At 72.2% G+C, this 18787-nt stretch carries 19 protein-coding genes; 11 read left to right on the forward strand and 8 right to left on the reverse strand.

Annotated features, from left to right (window positions below; genetic code table 11):
• Positions 1-18 precede the first annotated feature (18 nt).
• Complete coding sequence (yaaA, locus tag OG254_RS14865) at positions 19-801, forward strand: peroxide stress protein YaaA (RefSeq protein ID WP_405581697.1); 783 nt, start codon at positions 19-21, stop codon at positions 799-801.
• Positions 802-872: 71 nt separating this feature from the next.
• A complete protein-coding gene (eda, locus tag OG254_RS14870; RefSeq protein ID WP_405581700.1) occupies positions 873-1508 on the forward strand; it encodes a bifunctional 4-hydroxy-2-oxoglutarate aldolase/2-dehydro-3-deoxy-phosphogluconate aldolase in 636 nt (211 codons plus the stop codon).
• Here the strand turns inward: eda and OG254_RS14875 are convergent.
• Genes OG254_RS14875 through OG254_RS14885 form a run of 3 tightly spaced genes read right to left on the reverse strand, consistent with a single transcriptional unit; the run spans position 1491 to position 4338 of the window.
• Entirely contained in the window at positions 1491-2732 is a 1242-nt protein-coding gene (locus OG254_RS14875) for a bifunctional RNase H/acid phosphatase (protein ID WP_405581703.1), read from the reverse strand. The genes eda and OG254_RS14875 overlap by 18 nt on opposite strands.
• 11 nt (positions 2733-2743) lie before the next feature.
• Entirely contained in the window at positions 2744-3487 is a 744-nt protein-coding gene (locus tag OG254_RS14880; RefSeq protein ID WP_405594999.1) for a zinc ribbon domain-containing protein, read from the reverse strand.
• Positions 3484-4338, reverse strand: coding sequence for a Nif3-like dinuclear metal center hexameric protein (locus OG254_RS14885; protein WP_405581706.1), 855 nt, complete (start codon positions 4336-4338; stop codon positions 3484-3486). The genes OG254_RS14880 and OG254_RS14885 overlap by 4 nt, the downstream gene beginning before the upstream one ends.
• Before the next feature lie 221 nt (positions 4339-4559).
• Between OG254_RS14885 and OG254_RS14890 the strand changes: the two genes are divergently transcribed.
• Together OG254_RS14890 and OG254_RS14895 are read left to right on the forward strand one after the other, a co-directional pair.
• Complete coding sequence (locus OG254_RS14890; RefSeq protein WP_405581708.1) at positions 4560-5723, forward strand: hypothetical protein; 1164 nt, start codon at positions 4560-4562, stop codon at positions 5721-5723.
• A gap of 95 nt (positions 5724-5818) precedes the next feature.
• Positions 5819-5983: a hypothetical protein gene (locus OG254_RS14895; protein WP_351187601.1), complete on the forward strand. Its 165-nt coding sequence runs from the start codon at positions 5819-5821 to the stop codon at positions 5981-5983.
• A 63-nt stretch (positions 5984-6046) separates the two neighbouring features.
• Here the strand turns inward: OG254_RS14895 and OG254_RS14900 are convergent, their stop codons facing one another.
• From OG254_RS14900 to OG254_RS14910, 3 genes are read right to left on the reverse strand one after another with little or no spacing between them, the layout of a single operon-like run.
• The gene (locus tag OG254_RS14900) at positions 6047-6979 is read right to left on the reverse strand and encodes a 3-oxoacyl-ACP reductase (RefSeq protein ID WP_405581711.1); all 933 of its coding nucleotides are present in this window, start codon (positions 6977-6979) and stop codon (positions 6047-6049) included.
• Between the two features lie 24 nt (positions 6980-7003).
• Positions 7004-8080, reverse strand: a complete 1077-nt coding sequence (locus tag OG254_RS14905) for a Zn-dependent alcohol dehydrogenase (RefSeq protein WP_405581714.1) — start codon at positions 8078-8080, stop codon at positions 7004-7006.
• 32 nt (positions 8081-8112) lie between these two features.
• Positions 8113-8988, reverse strand: a complete 876-nt coding sequence (locus tag OG254_RS14910) for a MaoC/PaaZ C-terminal domain-containing protein (RefSeq protein WP_405581717.1) — start codon at positions 8986-8988, stop codon at positions 8113-8115.
• A gap of 303 nt (positions 8989-9291) precedes the next feature.
• Between OG254_RS14910 and OG254_RS14915 the strand changes: the two genes are divergently transcribed.
• Both OG254_RS14915 and OG254_RS14920 read left to right on the forward strand, forming a co-directional pair.
• The gene (locus OG254_RS14915; RefSeq protein WP_405581719.1) at positions 9292-10482 is read left to right on the forward strand and encodes a sensor histidine kinase; all 1191 of its coding nucleotides are present in this window, start codon (positions 9292-9294) and stop codon (positions 10480-10482) included.
• A gap of 400 nt (positions 10483-10882) precedes the next feature.
• On the forward strand, positions 10883-11515 hold the full coding sequence (locus OG254_RS14920) for a response regulator (RefSeq protein ID WP_405595001.1): 633 nt from the start codon (positions 10883-10885) through the stop codon (positions 11513-11515).
• A 40-nt stretch (positions 11516-11555) separates the two neighbouring features.
• On the opposite strand, the gene OG254_RS14925 is transcribed toward OG254_RS14920, so the two are convergent.
• On the reverse strand, positions 11556-12392 hold the full coding sequence (locus OG254_RS14925) for a hypothetical protein (RefSeq protein ID WP_405581721.1): 837 nt from the start codon (positions 12390-12392) through the stop codon (positions 11556-11558).
• Entirely contained in the window at positions 12389-12931 is a 543-nt protein-coding gene (locus OG254_RS14930) for a SigE family RNA polymerase sigma factor (protein WP_405581724.1), read from the reverse strand. Before OG254_RS14930 ends, OG254_RS14925 begins: the two co-directional genes overlap by 4 nt.
• Positions 12932-13096: 165 nt before the next feature.
• Here OG254_RS14930 and OG254_RS14935 point away from each other — a divergent pair, with 165 nt between their 5' ends.
• The 5 genes from OG254_RS14935 to OG254_RS14955 all read left to right on the forward strand — a co-directional run bounded on the left by OG254_RS14935 (position 13097) and on the right by OG254_RS14955 (position 18779).
• Positions 13097-14851, forward strand: a complete 1755-nt coding sequence (locus tag OG254_RS14935; protein ID WP_405581727.1) for an MFS transporter — start codon at positions 13097-13099, stop codon at positions 14849-14851.
• 198 nt (positions 14852-15049) lie between these two features.
• Positions 15050-15700, forward strand: a complete 651-nt coding sequence (locus OG254_RS14940) for a class I SAM-dependent methyltransferase (RefSeq protein WP_405581729.1) — start codon at positions 15050-15052, stop codon at positions 15698-15700.
• Between the two features lie 63 nt (positions 15701-15763).
• The gene (locus tag OG254_RS14945) at positions 15764-16711 is read left to right on the forward strand and encodes an N-acetylmuramoyl-L-alanine amidase (RefSeq protein ID WP_405581732.1); all 948 of its coding nucleotides are present in this window, start codon (positions 15764-15766) and stop codon (positions 16709-16711) included.
• A gap of 163 nt (positions 16712-16874) precedes the next feature.
• Positions 16875-17669, forward strand: coding sequence for a hypothetical protein (locus tag OG254_RS14950; RefSeq protein WP_405581734.1), 795 nt, complete (start codon positions 16875-16877; stop codon positions 17667-17669).
• A 99-nt stretch (positions 17670-17768) separates the two neighbouring features.
• Positions 17769-18779 (forward strand): LLM class F420-dependent oxidoreductase, encoded by a 1011-nt coding sequence (locus OG254_RS14955; RefSeq protein WP_405581737.1) that lies wholly within the window; start codon positions 17769-17771, stop codon positions 18777-18779.
• Positions 18780-18787: the final 8 nt, after the last annotated feature.

Here is an 18787-nt window from a genome sequence, read left to right on the forward strand (position 1 = left end):
TCGAGTGAAGGAGTACGTGTGCTTGTCCTGTTGCCGCCGTCCGAAGGCAAGGCCGCGTCCGGTCGTGGTGCGCCGCTGAAGCTGGAGTCGCTGTCCCTGCCGGGGCTGGGCGAGGCCCGCGAGGCCGTGCTGAACGAGCTGGTGGAGCTGTGCGCGGCCGACGAGGACAAGGCGCGGGACGTGCTCGGGCTGAGCGAGGGGCTGCGGGGCGAGGTCGCCAAGAACGCCGGGCTGCCGTCCGCGGGGGCACGGCCGGCCGGGGAGATCTACACCGGGGTGCTGTACGACGCCCTGGACCTGGCCTCGCTGGACGCTGCCGCGAAGAAGCGGGCGACCCGGTCGCTGCTCGTCTTCTCGGGGCTGTGGGGTGCCGTGCGCGTCAATGACCGCATCCCCTCCTACCGCTGCTCGATGGGCGTGAAGCTGCCCGGCCTCGGGGCGCTCGGCACGCACTGGCGGGCGCCGATGGCTCAGGTGCTGCCGGAGGCGGCCGGGGACGGGCTGGTGCTGGATCTGCGGTCGTCGGCGTACACGGCGGCCTGGAAGCCGAAGGGCGAGGTGGCCGGGCGGACGGCGTCGGTACGGGTGCTGCACGCGCCGACGCGGAAGGTCGTCAGCCACTTCAACAAGGCGACCAAGGGACGGATCGTACGGAGCCTGCTGACGGAGGGCGCCGTGCCCAAGGGTCCGGCGGAGCTGGTGGAGGCGCTGCGGGACCTCGGGTACGAGGTGGAGGTCGAGGCGCCGGCCAGGGCCGGGAAGGCGTGGACGCTGGACGTGCTGGTGGCGGAGATCCACTAGCCCTGGGCCCAGACGTTGCAGTATGCGCAATGCCCTTTGCGCACACTGCACACCGTGGGCAGGATGACGCCATGACTCCCTCAGTCCTGGATCTCGCGCCCGTCGTCCCCGTGGTCGTGGTCGACGACCCCTCCGACGCCGTACCGCTCGCGCGGGCCCTGGTCGCGGGCGGGCTGCCCGCCATCGAGGTGACGCTGCGGACGCCGGCCGCGCTGGAGGCGATCCGGGCCGTCGCGGACGCCGTGCCGGAGGCGGTGGTCGGCGCGGGCACGGTGATCACGCCCGAGCAGGTGACGCGGGCGGTCACGGCGGGGGCGCGTTTCCTGGTCAGCCCGGGCTGGACGGACCTGCTGCTGGAGGCCATGCGGGCGTCCGGGGTGCCGTATCTGCCGGGGGTGTCGACCACGTCCGAGGTGGTGGCGCTGCTGGAGCGCGGGGTGCGGGAGATGAAGTTCTTCCCGGCCGAGGCGGCGGGCGGCACCGCCTATCTCAAGTCGCTGAACGGACCGCTGCCGCAGGCCCGGTTCTGGCCGACGGGCGGGATCGGTCCGGCGATCGCGCCCGACTATCTCGCCCTGCCCAACGTCGGCTGCGTGGGCGGCAGTTGGATGCTCCCGGCGGACGCGATCGCGGCGCGGGACTGGGGGCGGGTCGAGGCGCTGGCGCGGGAGGCGGCCGGCCTCGGACGCTCACGCGCGCAGGTGTGAGGTCTCGTTGAGGAGCCGCACGCTCGCGTTGCCGTCGGCGTAGTACGCCACCGCGGAGAGGGAGGCTGCCGAGAGTTCCATGCGGAACAGGGACTCGGGCGGGGCGCCCAGGGCGAGCCGGACGAACGTCTTGATCGGCGTGACGTGCGTGACGAGGAGAACCGTGCGGCCCGCGTACGCCGCGATCAGCTTGTCGCGGGTGGCGGCGATACGGGTGGCCGTGGCCCCGAAGCTCTCGCCGTCGCCGGTGGGACGGGCCTCGGGGTCGGCGAGCCAGGCGGTGAGGTCATCGGCGTAGCGCTCGCGGACCTCGCCGAAGGTGAGGCCCTCCCAGGCGCCGAAGTCGGTCTCGCGCAGGCCCTCCTCGACGGTCACGTCCAGGCCGAGGCGGGCGGCGACGATGCCGGCGGTCTCCCGGGTACGGGCGAGCGGTGACGCGACGATGTCCTGGATGGTGCCGCGCCGGGCGAGGGCGGCTCCGACGCGCTCGGCCTGGTCCCGGCCGACGTCGGACAGGGACGGGTCGGTGCCGCCGCTGCCGGAGAACCGCTTCTGGGGCGTGAGGGGCGTCTCGCCGTGCCGGAGCAGCACGAAGGTGGCGGGCGCCCCCATGTCGGCGGGACCCCAGCCGGTCGAGGGAGCGGCCACGGTACGCGCGGCCCTGACATCGGCGTCGGCCTTGGTGGGAGCTTCGGCCCTGGTGGGAGCTTCGGCCTTGGCGGCGGCAGCGGGTACCGAGGGAACCGCCTCGGCGGCCGCACGCGCGTCAGCCGCCTCCAGCTCCGCCGTGGAAGCCGACGCCTGCCACTGCTCCCCCCGCTTCCCGGCATCCATCGCCTCGTTGGCCAGCCGGTCCGCGTGCTTGTTCTGCTCGCGGGGGATCCACTCGTACGTCACCTGGGGCGCCGGGAAGACCCGCGCCGCCTCCGCCGCCAACGGCTTCATGTCCGGGTGCTTGATCTTCCAGCGGCCCGACATCTGCTCGACGACCAGCTTGGAGTCCATACGGACGTGGACCACGGCCGTCGGGTCGAGGTCGTACGCCGCGCGCAGGCCCGCGATCAGGCCCCGGTACTCGGCGACGTTGTTCGTGGCGATGCCGATGTACTCGGCCGCCTCGGCCAGCGTCTGCCCGGTCGCCGCGTCGATCACGACCGAGCCGTAGCCCGCGGGCCCCGGGTTGCCCCGTGACCCGCCGTCGGCCTCGACGATGAACTCCCGCACGGCGCAGCCTCCTAGAGGCCGGACTCGGCCGTACGCACCAGAATCCGGCGGCAGTTCTCGCAGCGCAGGACCGTGTCGGGCGCCGCCGCGCGGACCTCGCTCAGCTCGGTGATGGCGAGCTCCTGGCGGCAGCCCTGGCAGGTGCGCTGGTAGAGCTTGGCCGCGCCGATGCCGCCCTGCTGCTGGCGCAGCTTGTCGTAGAGCCCCAGCAGGTCCGCGGGGACCGACCCGGCGATGACCTCGCGCTCCTTGGTGACCGTGGCCACCTCGCCGTCGATCTCCTCGAACGCGGCGTCCCGGCGGGCGGTCGCGTCATCGACCTTCCCCTGCACGGCACCGACCCGCTCGGTCAGCTCGGCGACCCGCTCCTGCGCGGACTCGCGGCGCTCCATGACCTCCAGGACGACGTCCTCCAGGGCGCCCTGCCGCTTGGCGAGGGAGGCGATCTCGTGCTGGAGGTTCTCCAGGTCCTTCGGGGAGGTGACGGCGCCGGAGTCCAGGCGCTGCTGGTCGCGGACGGCGCGCTGGCGCACCTGGTCCACGTCCTGCTCGGCCTTGGTCTGCTCGCGGGCGCAGTCGCTCTCCTCGGTCTGCGCGGCCACGAGCAGGTCGCGCAGCTGGGTGTGGTCCTTGGTCAGCGACTCGATCTCGGCGTGCTCGGGCAGCGACCTCCGCTTGTGCGTGAGCTGCTGGAGGCGGACGTCGAGGGCCTGGACGTCGAGGAGTCGGATCTGGTCGGCGGGCGCGGCGTTCAGTTGGGGGCTCCAGATGTATCGGTGATGGCGGATGCCGCGTGGGCGGTCCAGGGGTCGGTGACCGTGTCGGAGACGTGGACGCGCAGGCCCCATCCGTTGCGGTCGGAGATCTCGTCGAGCTGGGCGGCGGCCAGCTCGCACCAGGGCCACTCGGTGGCCCAGTGCGCTGCGTCGAGCAGCGCGAGAGGACTGTGGGCGCGGGCCTCGGACGCCGGGTGGTGGCGCAGGTCCGCGGTGAGGAAGGCGTCGACGCCTGCGGCGCGTACGTCGTCGAAGAGGCCGTCGCCGGAGCCGCCGCTGACGGCGATCGTCCGTACGACCGCCTCGGGGTCGCCGGCGACGCGGATGCCCTGCGCGGTGGCGGGCAGGCGCTCGGCGGCCTTCAGAGCGAGCTCGCGCACGGTGAGCGGGTGGTCCAGCTCGCAGACACGGCCCAGCCCGCGGCGGCCAGACGGGTCCGTCGGGTCCGGCACCAGCGGTCCTACGACGCGCAGGTCCAGCGCGCCGGCGAGGGCGTCCGAGACACCCGGGTCGGCGGTGTCGGCGTTGGTGTGCGCGACGTGCAGGGCGATGTCGTTCTTGATCAGCGTGTGCACCACGCGGCCCTTGAAGGTGGAGGCCGCGACCGTCGTCGTACCGCGCAGGTAGAGCGGGTGGTGGGTGACCAGCAGGTCGGCGTCCAGCTTGACCGCCTCGTCCACGATCTCCTGGACCGGGTCGACGGCGAACAGGACCCGGGAGACCTCCTGGTCGGGGTCGCCCACGACGGTGCCGACCGCGTCCCAGGACTCGGCCCGCGCGGCGGGCCACAGGTTCTCCAGCGCGGCGATGACTTCAGACAGACGGGGCACGAGGGCAAGGCTACCTGGCTGGTCCCCACGGCTGTACCGGCGCGGAAGCGGCCCGATCGCCCCGCCGGCTCCCCGCGGTCAGGACCGGCTCCGCTCAGCACATCCACCCCTGTTTCCTCAGGCGAATCGTTCCTGGGCCACCCCTTTGTGTGAAGCGGAACGCCCTCGATCCCACGCCTGTGCGTGCGAAAACTAGCTTCGTGACCGGAGGTGACCGGACCATGACGGCCTGTGCCATCGAACCCGAGGCGGAGCATGAGGACGGCGACGTGCCTCGGGCGCAATGCTCCATCACGGCGGACGGTTCCTACGCCGCCCGCCTCGCGCTGGACGGCGAGAGCTGGTTCCCGGAGCGCTGGACCCTGGACGGGCCCGAGCCCTACGCCGTGCCGCTGCCCGCGCACCAGCCGGAGGAGCCCGGCACCGAGGTGCAGCCGATGGGCGACGGGCGGGTCCTCATCCGCCGCCCGACCGACGGACGGCACGTGTTCTCGCTGCTGTATCCGACCGGGCCCGGCACGGGCGAGCTGTCGCTGGGCGCGGTCCAGTGCCCGGAAGAGGGGACCCGGATGCGGATGCTGCCCCCGGCGCCGGGCGGCGAGAAGGCGTACGCCCTCGCGGTGGGCCGGTCCTCCAGCGCGGTGTGGCTGGTGGCGGGGGGCGCCTTCGGGCCGGAGCACGTCGCGCGGATCCCGGGGCGCTGCTCGGGCGGGGTGTGGCTGGACCGGGAGGGGCGGATGCTGGCCCTCGACCGTCTCGACCCGGAGTCCGGGGGCCGTACGAAGGCCGTCGTGGTCGATCTGGGGCGGGGCGGCGAGGTGTCGCCGTTGCTGCAGATCTCGGACGACAGCGACGACCGGGTGCTGCTGGCGGACCCGGACAGCGGGCTGCTGCTGATCCGCTCGGACGCGCCCTCGCCGGGGCGGGAAAGGCTGGGCTGGGGGGTGCTGGGCAGCACGCTGCCGGTGCGCTTCCCGGAGTGCGTGCGGATGCCCGAGTGCGTGGTGACGCCGTTCGCGATCCAGCCGGGGCAGGTGCTGACGCCGGAGAGCTGCGGGGTGGCGCTGCGCATCGACGGGCCGGTCGGCAGCTGGGTCGGGGTGTGGCGGCCCGCCGAGCGGGAGGTACGTCATCTCGCGGCGCCCGAGGGGTGGTTGGCGGGTGCCGGGCTGTGGACGCGGGACGGGGTGCTCCAACTGCCGTATGCCACGGCGGAGGTGCGGTGCGGGGTGGCTCGGGTGGGGGTGCCTTCCGCAGCGGAGGGGGTGGCCTCGGAAGCGGATCCGGCGCCCTGCGCACCGGTGGAAACGGACCCTCCGGATCCCGTCGTGGCCCGCCCTGTGCCCTTGCAGCAAGCCCCGTTGGGCGGTCTTGTAACGAAGTAGTGGCGGTTGGCGTGGCCGTCTGGATTCGTCCCGTGGTCGTCCGGTTAAACTCGCCCGGCTGTAAGAAAGATCATGTTGACGGGGTGAGTTTTCCGATGAGCAACGCCAGCACGACCCAGCCGGGGCCGGCCGACGTTCACGACGTTCAGAAGGCCTCCGGCCACGGCAGGCACCGGGGCCAGATCTCGGTCCACGACAGCGAGTCGGCCCCGCGCGGGCGGCACCGCAAGCCGGTCGAGGAAACCGAGACGGCAGCCTGACGCCACGCGCGGGCCACGGCGTACGGCCCTGTTCCTCAAGGAGGAACAGGGCCGTTGCTGTGTCTAGTCCCGCTTCAGGCCGAGCACCTCAGCGGCCGCGAACGTCTCGCCCGCCGGCCGGTCCGCGTAGTGCTGCGTGAGTACGGTGTCCAGCTCGTCGTAGGTGAAGGTGTCCTGCTTGCTGTCGAACTTGGCCTGCACTCGCGGCCGTTCGACGACGGCGACCATGCCGCCGTGCACGACGAGCAGCTGCCCGTTGACGCGGGCGGCGGCCGGTGACGCGAGGTAGCCGACGAGGGGGGCGACGTGTTCGGGGGCGAGGGGGTCGAGGCCGCCGTCGGGGACGTCGGTGAAGACGTCCTCGGTCATCCGGGTGCGGGCGCGCGGGCAGATGGCGTTGGCGGTCACGCCGTACTTGGCCAGGGCGAGGGCCGTCGATGTGGTGAGGCCGACGATTCCGCCTTTCGCGGCCGCGTAGTTGGGCTGCCCGGCGGACCCGGCGAGGAACGCCTCCGAGGAGGTGTTCACGATCCGCCCGTACACCGGCCCTCCGGCCGCCTTGGACCGCTCGCGCCAGTGCGCGGAGGCGAAGTGGGTGGTGTTGAAGTGGCCCTTGAGATGGACCCGGATCACCGAGTCCCACTCGTCCTCGGTCATGGAGAAGACCATACGGTCACGCAGGATGCCGGCGTTGTTGACGAGGATGTCCAGCTTGCCGAACTCGGCGACGGCCAACTCGACCAGCCCTCGCGCCTGTTGGTGGTCGGCGACATCGCCCGTGTGCGCGAGCGCGGTGCCGCCCGCCGCACGGATCTCGGCGGCGACCTCCCCTGCGGGTCCGGCGGAGGCCTCGCCCGAGCCGTCCCGGCCGGGTTGCCCGTAGTCGTTGACGACGACGGCCGCGCCGAGCCGGGCCAGCTCCAGCGCCTCGGCCCGGCCCAGGCCCCGGCCCGCACCCGTGACGATCGCCGACAGTCCTTCGAGTGGCAGTGACATCAGGCTCCTAAAGAAGCGGGGTCCTCAGATCTCTATGCAGGTGCGCAGGGCGGCTCCCGTGCGCATCTGGTCCAGGGCCTCGTTGATCTCGGCCAGCGGCACCCGGTGGGTGATCAGGCTTTCCAGGTCGATACGGCCGGCGCGCCAGAGCGCGATCGTCCGCTCGTAGGAGCGCAGGACGTCGCCGCCGCCGTACATGGACGGCAGGATGCGCTTCTCGTCGAAGAACAGCTCGAACATGTTGAGCTGGAGGAAGTCGTCCATGGCGCCCGCGCCCACGACGACGAGGGTGCCGCCGCGCCGGGTGTTCTCGTAGGCCGTGCGGGCGGTGGCGGACCTGCCGACGACCTCGAAGACGTAGTCGAAGCCCTCGCCGGCGGTGATGTGCTGCTTGGCGTCGGCCAGTTCGTCCGGTGAGACGGCCTTGGTGGCGCCGAATTTCAGCGCGGCCTCGCGGCGGGAGGCGACCGGGTCGACGGCGACGATCTCGGCGGCGCCCTTGAGCCGTGCGCCCTGGATCGCCGAGATGCCGACGCCCCCGCAACCGATGACGGCGACGGACGAACCGGCCTCCAGATCGGCGGTGTTGAGGGCGGCGCCGAGTCCGGTGGTGACGCCGCAGCCGATCAGGGCCGCGATGTCGAAGGGCACGTCGTCGGGGATCGGCACGGCGCAGCCCGCGTCGACCACCACCTCCTCGGTGAAGGTGCCGGTGCCGGCGAAGCCGAAGAGGTCACCGCCGGGGCGCTTGAAGTTGGGGGCGCCGGCGTTCATGAACCCGGCCAGGCACAGCTGGGTCTGGCCGCGCTTGCACGCGGGGCACGCGCCGCAGGCGGGCAGCCAGCACAGCACGACCCGGTCGCCCGGCTTGAGGTTCCTTACGCCCTCCCCGACCTCCAGGATCTCCCCGGCGCCCTCGTGCCCGGGGACGAAGGGCGCCGGCTGGGGCAGGACGCCGTTCATCGCGGACAGGTCCGAGTGGCACAGCCCGGTGGCCCGTACCCGGACCCTCACCTTCCCGGGGCCGAAGCCCACCGCCTCGACGTCGTCGAGGACCTCCAGCTTGTCCTGGCCGATCTCGTGCAGTACGGCTGCGCGCATGGTGCGGCTCCCCTCGTACGGCGTTGTAGGACTCATGTGTGTTCGACGACGGTGTCGGCGAGGACGGGCGCGTCGTCCCGCTCGATCGCACTCACGGCGACCCGCACGCTGCCCTCCCCCGCCCACATACGGATCCGCAGGGTCTCCCCCGGGTACACGACCCCGGCGAAGCGGGTGACGTACGAGCGCACCCGGGTCACATCGCCGCCGAGCAGCGTGTCGACGACCGCCTTGAGGGTCACCCCGTAGGTACACAGCCCGTGCAGGATGGGCCGCTCGAACCCGGCGACCTTGGCGAACTCCGGGTCGGCGTGCAGCGGGTTCCAGTCTCCGGAGAGGCGGTAGAGCAGGGCCTGGTCCTCGCGGATGGGCCGTTCGACGATCCGGGCGGGCTCGCCGGCAGGGGGGTCGAGGCGGGCGGAGGGGCCGCGGTCACCGCCGAAGCCGCCTTCCCCGCGGATGAAGATCTGGGAGTCGTTCGTCCACAACGGGCCCTCGGCGTCGGCGACTTCGGTGCGCAGCACGAGGACGGCCGCCTTGCCCTTGTCGTACACGGCGGCGATGCGATGGGTCGCGGTGGCCGTGCCGGTCGCCGGGATGGGCCGCTGGAGCACGACGCTCTGGCCGCCGTGCAGGACCCGGGCGAGGTCGACCTCGATGCCGGGCATGGACAGGCCGCTGATCACGCCGGGCGAGCCGGAGCCCGCGACGGTGGCGAAGCTCGGCAGGACGTGCAGCCGGGACTCCAGGGTGTAGCGCAGTTCGTCGGGGTCGGTGGCGGGGCTGTCCTTGTCGGGGTTCGCGCCGGCGCCGATGCCGAGGTGGTACAGCTGGACGTCCTTGGAGTTCCAGGAGATCTCGCCGGTCCGGGGCTGCGCGGCGAGGGCCTTGGCTGCGTCGATGGGCATACGGCTCCTGACAGTGGCGGGAGTCTGGGCAGTGGCGGGCAAAGACCTCGGTACGGCCGTCCGCACCGTCGGCCGCACCGAGGTCGTCACGGGCCGTTCTAGAACGCGTTCCAGTCCGGCGCCCTCTGTATAGCCGAGCGCACCGCAGTTGTGAAGGCTCCTGACGCTGCATCAGATCCGGTTCGCCGGTTCGGCGTGCCGTGACATTTGTCCTGCCGAATCGCGTACGAGCACCTCTGCCGTGCGGCGGCGCGTGTCCGTACCGTCGGTGTCATCGGTTCGTACCCGACAGGGGGCAGGGGCATGGCCTGGTTGTTCAAGACCCGCAGGACCTCGTGCGAGCACTACAAGGACGAGCGGAGCCCCAACGGTTACAGCCTGCTGCCCTGGCTGCTGATGGGGATGGGCGCCTTCTCCAACCTCTTCCAGGGGGAGACCCCGGACCCGTGGATCGGCGGGCTCGGCCTGCTGACCTTCAACTCGCTCTACATCTACGTGGCGTTCCGCTCCTTCGTGAAGGAGCGGCGGGAGGAGACCTCGACCCGGGTGGCGCTGGTGCTGATGGGCCTGGTCACCTGCGCTCTGGCCGGGGCGTACGGCGGCAACTGGCTGCTGTTCTTCCCGCTGCTCGGGCTGGCCACGGGCGCGGCCGTGCGGATGCCGCAGCTGCGCACGGCCGGGCTGGTCGTGGGTGTGCTGGCCGGGGTCGTCTCCGTGGCCCACGACGGCTGGGGCGGCCTCGACATCGCCTACGCCACCTGGATCTCCACGATGGTGACGGCGGCGATCCTGTCCCTGTCGGAGGCGGTACGGGAACTGCGCGCCGCCCGCGAGGAGCTGGCCCGGCGCGCCGTCGAGCAGGAGCGCCTGCGCTTCTCCCGCGATCTGCACGACCTGCTCGGGCACACGCTGTCGGTGATCGTCGTGAAGTCGGAGGCGGCGCGGCGCCTGGCCGCCGGGGATGTGGCGGCGGCGCAGGACCAGCTGAACGACATCGAGGCGGTCGGCCGCCAGGCCCTCACGGAGATCCGCGAGGCCGTGACGGGGTACCGGACGGGCAGCCTGAGCACCGAGCTGGACCGCGCGGTCTCGGCACTGCGGGCCGCCGGAATCGAGCCCGTCGTACGCCGCTCGGGCCCGCCGCTCGTGCCGCAGACCGAGGTCCTGCTGGGCTGGGTGGTGCGGGAGGCCGTCACGAACGCCGTACGGCACAGCCGCGCGGACCGCTGCGAGATCGTCGTGTCGGGCAGCGGGGAACGGGTGGCGCTGACAGTGACGGACGACGGGGGCGGGTGCGGGGGCGAGCGGGCCGAGCAGTCGGGGATCGTCGGCGGTACGGGCCTGAAGGGGCTGGCGGAGCGGTTGTCCGCGGCCGGGGGCACCCTGACGGCGGGCCCCGGTCCGCGCAACGGATTCGTGGTGACGGCGGAACTGCCGGTGGAGCCGGCGTCCAGGGAGTTGGCGGTCGAGGAAATCCGGCTGCCCGTCGGATAGACCCGCCGGCGGAGCGGCGCGGGCACCCATGCCGCACACCTACGACCCCGAGTCCGGCCAGGCCTGGACCCGCCGCCGTGACCTCTACCTGGTCCACGACATGCTGGCCCAGTGGACGACCCTCCGCGCCAAGCTCATCACGGCCGCCTACCCCAACGGCCGACCGCTCAGCGGGCCTTGCGCGACGCCGGGCGACGCAGAGCTCTTCCGGTCGGCGGCCTGCGCCCCCGTCAGGCGCAGACCGCCACCACCCCTCGCGCGGCTCCTCGCGGAGCAACCCGCCCCAGGGCCCGGGGCCGGGCGGGCGCACCGCCGCGGCCCTCCGGCCGGACCACGACCGACGTGGCCATCGAGCCGGGTCCGCTTGCCCCGCGCGCCCTACTCTTGGCCCGTGAACGAGATGCCGCGGGACCATCGGCCCGCCAAGTCCATCCGGGTTCTGCTCGCCGAGGACCAGGGGATGATGCGCGGGGCACTCGCCTTACTGCTCGGGATGGAACCGGACATCAAGGTCGTGGCGCAGGTGTCGGCCGGCGACACGATCGTGGACGCCGCCCTCACCCACCGCCCCGACGTCGCCCTCCTCGACATCGAACTCCCCGGCCTCAGCGGCCTCGACGCGGCGGCCGAGCTGCGCGACCAGGTCCCCGACTGCCGGGTGCTGATCCTCACGACGTTCGGCCGCCCCGGCTATCTGCGCCGGGCTATGGAGGCGGGCGCCGCCGGTTTCCTCGTCAAGGACGGTCCGGTGGAGGACCTGGCGGTGGCGATCCGCCGGGTGCTGACCGGCGAGACGGTCGTCGACCCGGCCCTGGCCGCCGCCGCGTTGAGCGCCGGCCCCAACCCCCTCACCGCCCGCGAACGCGACGTCCTGGGCGCCTCGACGGAGGGCGCGACGGTCGCCGACATCGCCGCCAAGCTCCACCTGTCCGAGTCCACCGTCCGCAACTACCTCTCCTCCGCCATCGGCAAGACCGGCACCCGCAACCGGATGGAGGCACTGCGGGAGGCCCGACAGCAGGGGTGGCTGTGAACCGGCGTCGAGCCACCCCCGCATCCGCTCTCAGCGACCCCTATTTCGTCACCGCCACCGACTGGAACGCCGTCCCCTGGGGGGCCAGGCACACGAACCAGTTCACCGGCGACCCGTCCGCCGGGCGGATCACGAAGTCGTCGCTGTTCACGTCGTAGGCCTCGGACACCACCGGGACCTCGGTCGTCGAACCGTCCTTCCAGGTGCAGGTGACGGACCGGGCGGTCACGGCGACCTGGCCGACGACCAGGCGCTCCGGACCGTCGGCACCCGGCTCCAGAGGCACCGCGGCCGCCTCTATGTCCTTGCCGGACATGGTGTCCTCGGCGGTGAACGCATCCTCGATCAGCACCTGTTCGCTCCCCGTGTCGCCAAAGCTGCGGCGCACGAAGTACGAGCTCTTGCCGATCAGGTCGGAGGCGTCGCGCAGGTCGGACGGGATCTGCCCGAACTCCGCCATGGCGCCCCGCTCGGCCCGCGCCTCGCGCTCATTGCGCGGCGCCTCCCAGACGTCGATGAAGACCCGCCAGTCCTTGCCCCGGTCGGTCCCTGCTGCGAGCAGCGTCTGCGAGGGCGTGCGCACGTCCGGCGCCGGCGCGGTGGGCGCGCTGGTCGCCACCGAGGAGCCCCGGTCGCCGTGCCCGCCCGGCATCCCCGCCACCGCCAGGGTGCCCGCCGAGCCCACCAGCACCACGGCCGTCGCCGTGGCCACGGCCCAGCGGCGGGCCTTGCGGCGGCGGCCGCCCCGCAGCACCGCGTCATAGGGGGCTATGCCGATCTCGACCTCGTCCGCGGCGTCGGCCAGCAGGACGGCGATGTCCGTGTGAGTCATGTCGTGGCTGGTCATCCCGTGGTTCGTCTCCCGGTCCGCGCTCATCGGCTGCGCCCTCCCTGCGTCACCATCTCGGCCAGTCCCGGTATGGCGCGGAGTTTCGCGATCCCCTTGGCCGCGTTGCTCTTCACCGCGCCGACGGAACAGCCCATCGCCTCCGCCGTCTGTGTCTCGGTCAGGTCCTCCCAGTACCGCAGGACCACCGCCTCGCGCTGCCGTGGCGGCAGTTGGGCCAGCGCCTGCAGCAGGGCGCCCCGGTCCTCGGCCTGGGCGATGCGGTCACCGGTGTCCGCCACCTCGCGCAGGAAGCCGGAGTCGTCCTTCGGTGCGAGGAACTCCCTGAGCCTTCTGCGGTGCTTTCGTGCGTGTGCGTTGATCATCACGCGCCGTACATACGCCTCCGGGTCGTCAGCCGAGCCGACCTTGCGCCAGGCCACAAAGACCTGTTCGAGCGTCGACTGGACCAGGTCCTCCGCGGCGTGCTGCTCCCCCGTGAGGAGAAATGCCGTCCGCAGCAGGCGTGGCCAGCGGCCGATGACAAAGCTCTGGAACTCCGAGTCCCGAGCCGCCTTGCGATCCCCCATGGGCACCTCCCTAGATATTCAAAGGAGTCCATGAAGCCCCCGGATCGTTGCCTCGGGCCGCGGGCGTCTTTCTCGCCCGCCCGATTCCCCAAGAGAAGGTCAAGAATTCGTTAGTGACCCAAAGCATCGGAATAGTTGCCCAGGCAGACGGAGTTCGATGTACACATGACACGAACGACGAACGAACAGCCCGTCGGCAAGGCCGCCACGGGCGCTTCCGGCGCCCTCGTCCCGGTCCTCGCCTTCGCGGGCATCGTTGTCGCGGTGATGCAGACCCTGCTCGTCCCGGTGATCAAGGACCTGCCGCAGCTGCTGAGCACCGCGCCCAGCAACGCCACCTGGGTCCTGACCTCCACCCTGCTCTCGGGCGCCGTGGCCACCCCCATCATGGGCCGCCTCGGTGACCTCTACGGCAAGCGGCGCATGCTGATAGCCAGCCTGTCCGTGATGGTGATCGGTGCCCTGATCAGCGCATTCACCAGCACCCTCCTCCCCATGATCGTCGGCCGTACCCTCCAGGGCTTCGCGATGGGCGCGATCCCGCTCGGCATCGGCCTGATGCGCGACATGCTGCCCCGCGAGAAGCTCGGCTCGGCGATGGCCCTGATGAGCTCCTCGATCGGCGTCGGCGGCGGACTCGCACTGCCCGCCGCCGCCCTGGTCGCCCAGCACTCGAACTGGCACGCCCTCTTCTACGGCGCCGCCGGCCTCGGCGTCCTCGCCATCGTCCTCACCCTCATCGTCGTACCGGAGTCCAAGCTCCGTGCGGAAGGCACCTTCGACCACCTCGGCGCGCTCGGCCTCTCCGCCGGCCTCGTCCTCTTCCTCCTGCCGATCACCAAGGGCAGCGACTGGGGCTGGACGTCCGCCACCACGCTCGGCATGTTCGGCGCCTCGGCCGCCGTCCTCCTCCTCTGGGGCGTCTACGAGCTGCGCACCAAGGCCCCCCTGGTCGACCTGCGCACCACCGCCCGCCCGGCCGTCCTCTTCACCAACCTCGCGTCGATCATGGTCGGCGTCAGCTTCTACGTCGTCTCCCTGGTCCTGCCCCAGCTGCTCCAGCTGCCGAAGGAGACCGGCTACGGCCTCGGCCAGTCGATGGTCGTCGCGGGCCTGCTCGTCGCCCCGCTCGGCCTGACGATGATGTTCACCGCCCCGGTCTACGCCCGTATCTCGGCGAAGTACGGCCCCAAGACCACCCTCATCCTCGGCATGCTGATCATCGCGATCGGCTACGGCGCCGGCCTCGGCCTGATGACCGCCCCCTGGCAGAGCCTCGTCATCGCGGTGATCCTCGGCGCGGGCATCGGCCTCGCCTACTCCTCCCTCCCCGCCCTGATCATCGGCGCGGTCCCGGCCTCGGAGACGGGCGCGGCGAACGGCCTCAACACGCTGATGCGCTCCATCGGCACGTCGGTCTCCAGCGCCGTCATCGGCATGGTCCTGGCCAACACCGCGAACGACGTCGGCGGCGTCGCGGTCCCGACCATGCACGGCTTCCGCGTCTCCTTCCTGATCGCGACCGCCGCAGTCGCCGTAGGCCTCCTGCTCGCCCTGTTCCTGCCGAAGCAGCGCCCGGCCGCCCACCCGCAGCTGCGCGCCAGCAGCGAGGAGGACGCCAACCTGGAGCGCGCCGAGGAGGCCCTGCGCGGCTTCCGCGGCAAGGTCCTGGACGCCGAGGGCACGCCGGTCGCCCGCGCCAAGGTCACCCTGATCGACCGGCGTGGCCGCCAGGCAGGGGCGACCCTCTCCTCGAACGACGGCAGCTACGCCCTCGCCGTCCCCGCGCGGGGCGCCTATGTCCTGGCCGCGCGGGCCGACGGCCATGGGCCGCTCGCGTCCTCGGCGACGCATGCGGGGGACGACAGGGCGGTGGATGTGGACCTGGCGTTGCCTGGGACGGCGACTGTGACTGCGTAGTGCGCCCCAAGGGGGTGCTGCGACAGGCCGTCTGGCGGCTGCGGCTGCGTCGTGGCTTGTCGCGCCCGCGCGGCGGTAGCCGCAATTCCAACACAGCCCCGCGCCCCTGAAGGGGCGCTGCCGCACCCCCTGTCAGATGGCTGACGGGGGGTGCGGCAGCATGGGCGCCCAAACGCTCGTACGACTGGAAGGACCCCCATGGCCCCCGCCCCCAAGCCCGAGATCCTGGCCGCGTTCGAGGCGGCGAAGGGCTTCATGCCCCGGGGCGAGGGCCTGGCCCTGTACGCGGCGGCCGTCGAGGCCGGGCGGCTCGGCCTGCCGCTGCTGGAGGTCGGTACGTACTGCGGCCGCTCCACCATCCTGCTCGCCGACGCCGCCCGCGAGGCCGGTGTGACGGCTCTCACGGTCGACCACCACCGCGGCAGCGAGGAGCAGCAGCCGGGCTGGGAGTACCACGACCCCGAGACGGTCGACCCCGAGATCGGCCTCATGGACACGCTCCCGACGTTCCGCCGCACACTGCACGGGGCCGGCCTGGAGGACCACGTGATCGCCCTGGTCGGCCGCTCCCCGCAGGTCGCGAAGATCTGGGGCACACCTCTCGGCCTGGTCTTCGTCGACGGCGGCCACACCGACGAACACGCGGGCGCCGACTACGAGGGCTGGGCCCCGCATGTCGCCGAGGGAGGCCTGCTGGTCATCCACGACGTGTTCCCGGACCCGAAGGACGAATTCACCGGCCAGGCCCCGTACCGCGTCTACCTCCGGGCACTGGAGTCCGGGGCGTTCACGGAGGTGTCGGCGACGCAATCGCTGCGGGTGCTGCGCCGGACGGGGACGGGCATCTGAACTCGGAGCCGCTCGGCCGTGGCCTCCCCGCGCGGGCCACGGTCGGCCCGTAAGGTGTCAGGCGTGTCGTACGTAGGTCCGGACTTCGATCCTCCCCAGCCCCGCCGCGGCCGCCGCCCGCGAGCCCTGACCGTGGCGGCCGCCGCCCTCGTGCCGGGGGCGCTGCTCGGATGGGTGGTGTACGAGGCGGTGGGCGGCGGGACCGGCTCCGGCAACGCGGCCGCACGGCCGTCAGGGGCGCTGTCGAGCACGGAGCCGACGGACGGCACCACGAGCGACGACAAGCCTCCGGGCCCCACCCCCACCACGGACTCCACGTCCGCGCCGGCCGCCTCCGGCTCCCTCAAGGGCAAGGTCGTCGTCATCGACCCGGGCCACAACCCGAACAACTTCCGGCACACGTCCGAGATCAACCGCAAGGTGAACATCGGGACGAACCGGAAGGAGTGCGACACGACCGGGACGTCCACCAACGACGGCTACTCCGAAGCCGAGTTCACCCTCGACGTCGCCCACCGCATGCGCACCCTGCTGGAGAAGCAGGGCGCCACGGTCAAGTTCACCCAGGACGGGGACCGCCCCTGGGGCCCCTGCGTCGACGAGCGGGCCGAAATCGGCAACAAGGCGCACGCCGACGCCGTCGTCTCCCTCCACGCGGACGGCGCGGGCGCCGGCCAACGCGGCTTCCACGTCATCCTCCCCGGCAAGGTGAACGCGGGCGCCGCGAACACCGGCCCGATCGTCGCCCCGTCCCGCAACCTCGGCGAGCGCATCGCGGGCTCCTTCCTCCGCGTCACGGGCAGCGCCCCCTCCAACTACCTCGGCAACGGCACCGGTCTCGTCACGCGTAAGGACCTCGGCGGTCTCAATCTGTCAACGGTTCCCAAGGTGTTCATCGAGTGCGGCAACATGCGCGATAGCAAGGACGCGGCACAGCTCACCAACGGCGCCTGGCGACAGAAGGCGGCGCAGGGGATCTCTGAGGGAATCGTGGACTTCCTGCGCGGGTAGTGGTCCACGGGCTGATCCCGGCGGACACCCTTGTCGGTCGGACGATAAGGTCGTCCGTACGATGAGGGGCCACCCCCGCGCTTCACACCGGGGCCTGACGGCGACATGGTGACAGCGACGCCTCCAGCGATGCCGACGACGAGACGATTGACAAGGACCTGAAGTGAATATCCGCTCCCTCACTCGAGGCGACGGCGTGGTGATCGGAGCAGCGGTGTTGCTCTTCATCGCGTCGTTCCTCGGCGTTGCCAGCTGCGACGGCCCGGACGCCTATTGCGAGAACGTCGACGTTCCGAACGCCTGGGACGTGAGCATCGGCCTCGGGCTCGGTACGTACATGACCGGCGTGATCGGCGCCGCACTCATCGTGGTCGCCCGCCTGCTCCCCCAGCCGCGCAAGGTCGTCGGCCTGGACATGGGCCCCCTCGGTGTCGGCCTGTCCGTGGCGTCCGCCTGGTCGCTGTTGTGGTGGACGATCGACGCGGAAAACACGGGCGTCGGCCTCATCCTCGGTCTGCTCGCCACCCTCGCTCTCGCCGGCGGCGCCATCGCCACCCCCCTCGTCCCCGCCCTCCAGGCCGCCCTTCTCCCGGCCCCCCGCCCCGCCGCCCCCCAGCCCTACGGCGGTCAGCCGCAGGGTGGTTACGGGTACCCGGGCGCCCAGCAGCCGCAGCAGCCCTACGGTGGGCAGCCGCAGGCCGGGCAGCCCTTCGGTGGTGGGCAGCCACAGGCGCCGGCCCCCACGCCCGCGCCCGCCGGGGACTTCTCGCCGTTCTGGTTCGCCGTGCCCGTGCCGCGGCCGCTGTTCGGGGAGGACGGTTCGCCGACCCCGATCGCCGAACTCGCGCCGGGCACCTGGTACCTGGCCGTCGAGCAGCGCGGTGCGGTCCTGGTCGCGCAGACGCAGGACGGCCGTCGTGGCGTGCTGCAGGACACCTCGGGTATTCAGCGCGGCTGAGCCCCTGACCGTCCCGTACGGCCCCTCACCCTTCCCGGTGAGGGGCCGTTGTCGTACAGTCGCCGTTCAGCTGACACACCGTCAGGAAGGGGCAGGCTCATGCGGCTCGGGCTCGCACTCGGCTACTGGGGGCGCGGCCCCTCCCCGGACCACGTACCGCTCGCCCAGGAGGCCGAGCGGCTGGGCTACGACTCCGTGTGGACCGCCGAGTCCTGGGGCTCCGACGCCTTCACCGCGCTCACCTGGATCGCCGCGAAGACCTCGACGATCAAGCTCGGTACGGCAGTTGCCCAGATGGCCGCCCGCTCCCCCACCACGACCGCCATGCACGCCCTCACCCTCGACCATCTCTCCGGTGGGCGGATGATGCTCGGACTCGGGCTGTCGGGACCGCAGGTGGTGGAGGGGTGGTACGGGCGGCCGTTCCCGAAGTCGCCGCTCACCGCGACGAGGGAGTACGTCGATGTCGTGCGGCAGGTGCTGCGGCGCGAGGCTCCCGTCGAACTCGAGGGGCGGTTCCACTCCCATCCGTACCGCGGGCCGGACGCCACCGGCATCGGCAAGGCGCTCAAGCCGATCACTCACCCCCTCCGGCCCGACCTCCCCGTCCTCCTCGGCGCCGAAGGGCCCAAGAACGTCGCGCAGACCATCCGTATCGCCGACGGCTGGCTGCCGTTGTACTGGTCGCCGAGCAGGCCGGACGTGTACGGCGACGCGGTGCGCGATCTCCCGCCGGGCTTCCTCGTCGCCCCGCTGGCCCGCGTCCAGGTGTGTGACGACGTCTCCGAGGGGCTCCTGCCCGTCAAGGCCATGCTCGGTTTCTACATCGGCGGCATGGGCCACGCGGCCCGCAACTTCCATGCCGATCTCATGGCGCGGATGGGGTACGAGGAGGAGGCGCGCCGGATTCAGCGGCTCTTCCTGGACGGACACCGGGAGGAGGCCGTCCTCGCCGTCCCCGACGCCTTCGCCGACGAGATCTCGCTGGTCGGGCCCCGTGAACGCATCGCCGAGCGGCTGGAGTTGTGGCGGAAGGGGCCGGTGACCGATCTGCTGGTCCTCGCGCCCGATCCGCACACGCTGCGGGTGCTCGCCGAGCTCAACTCGTAGCAACTGGC

This window comes from Streptomyces sp. NBC_01092, from assembly GCF_045039535.1.
GTDB lineage: Bacteria > Actinomycetota > Actinomycetes > Streptomycetales > Streptomycetaceae > Streptomyces.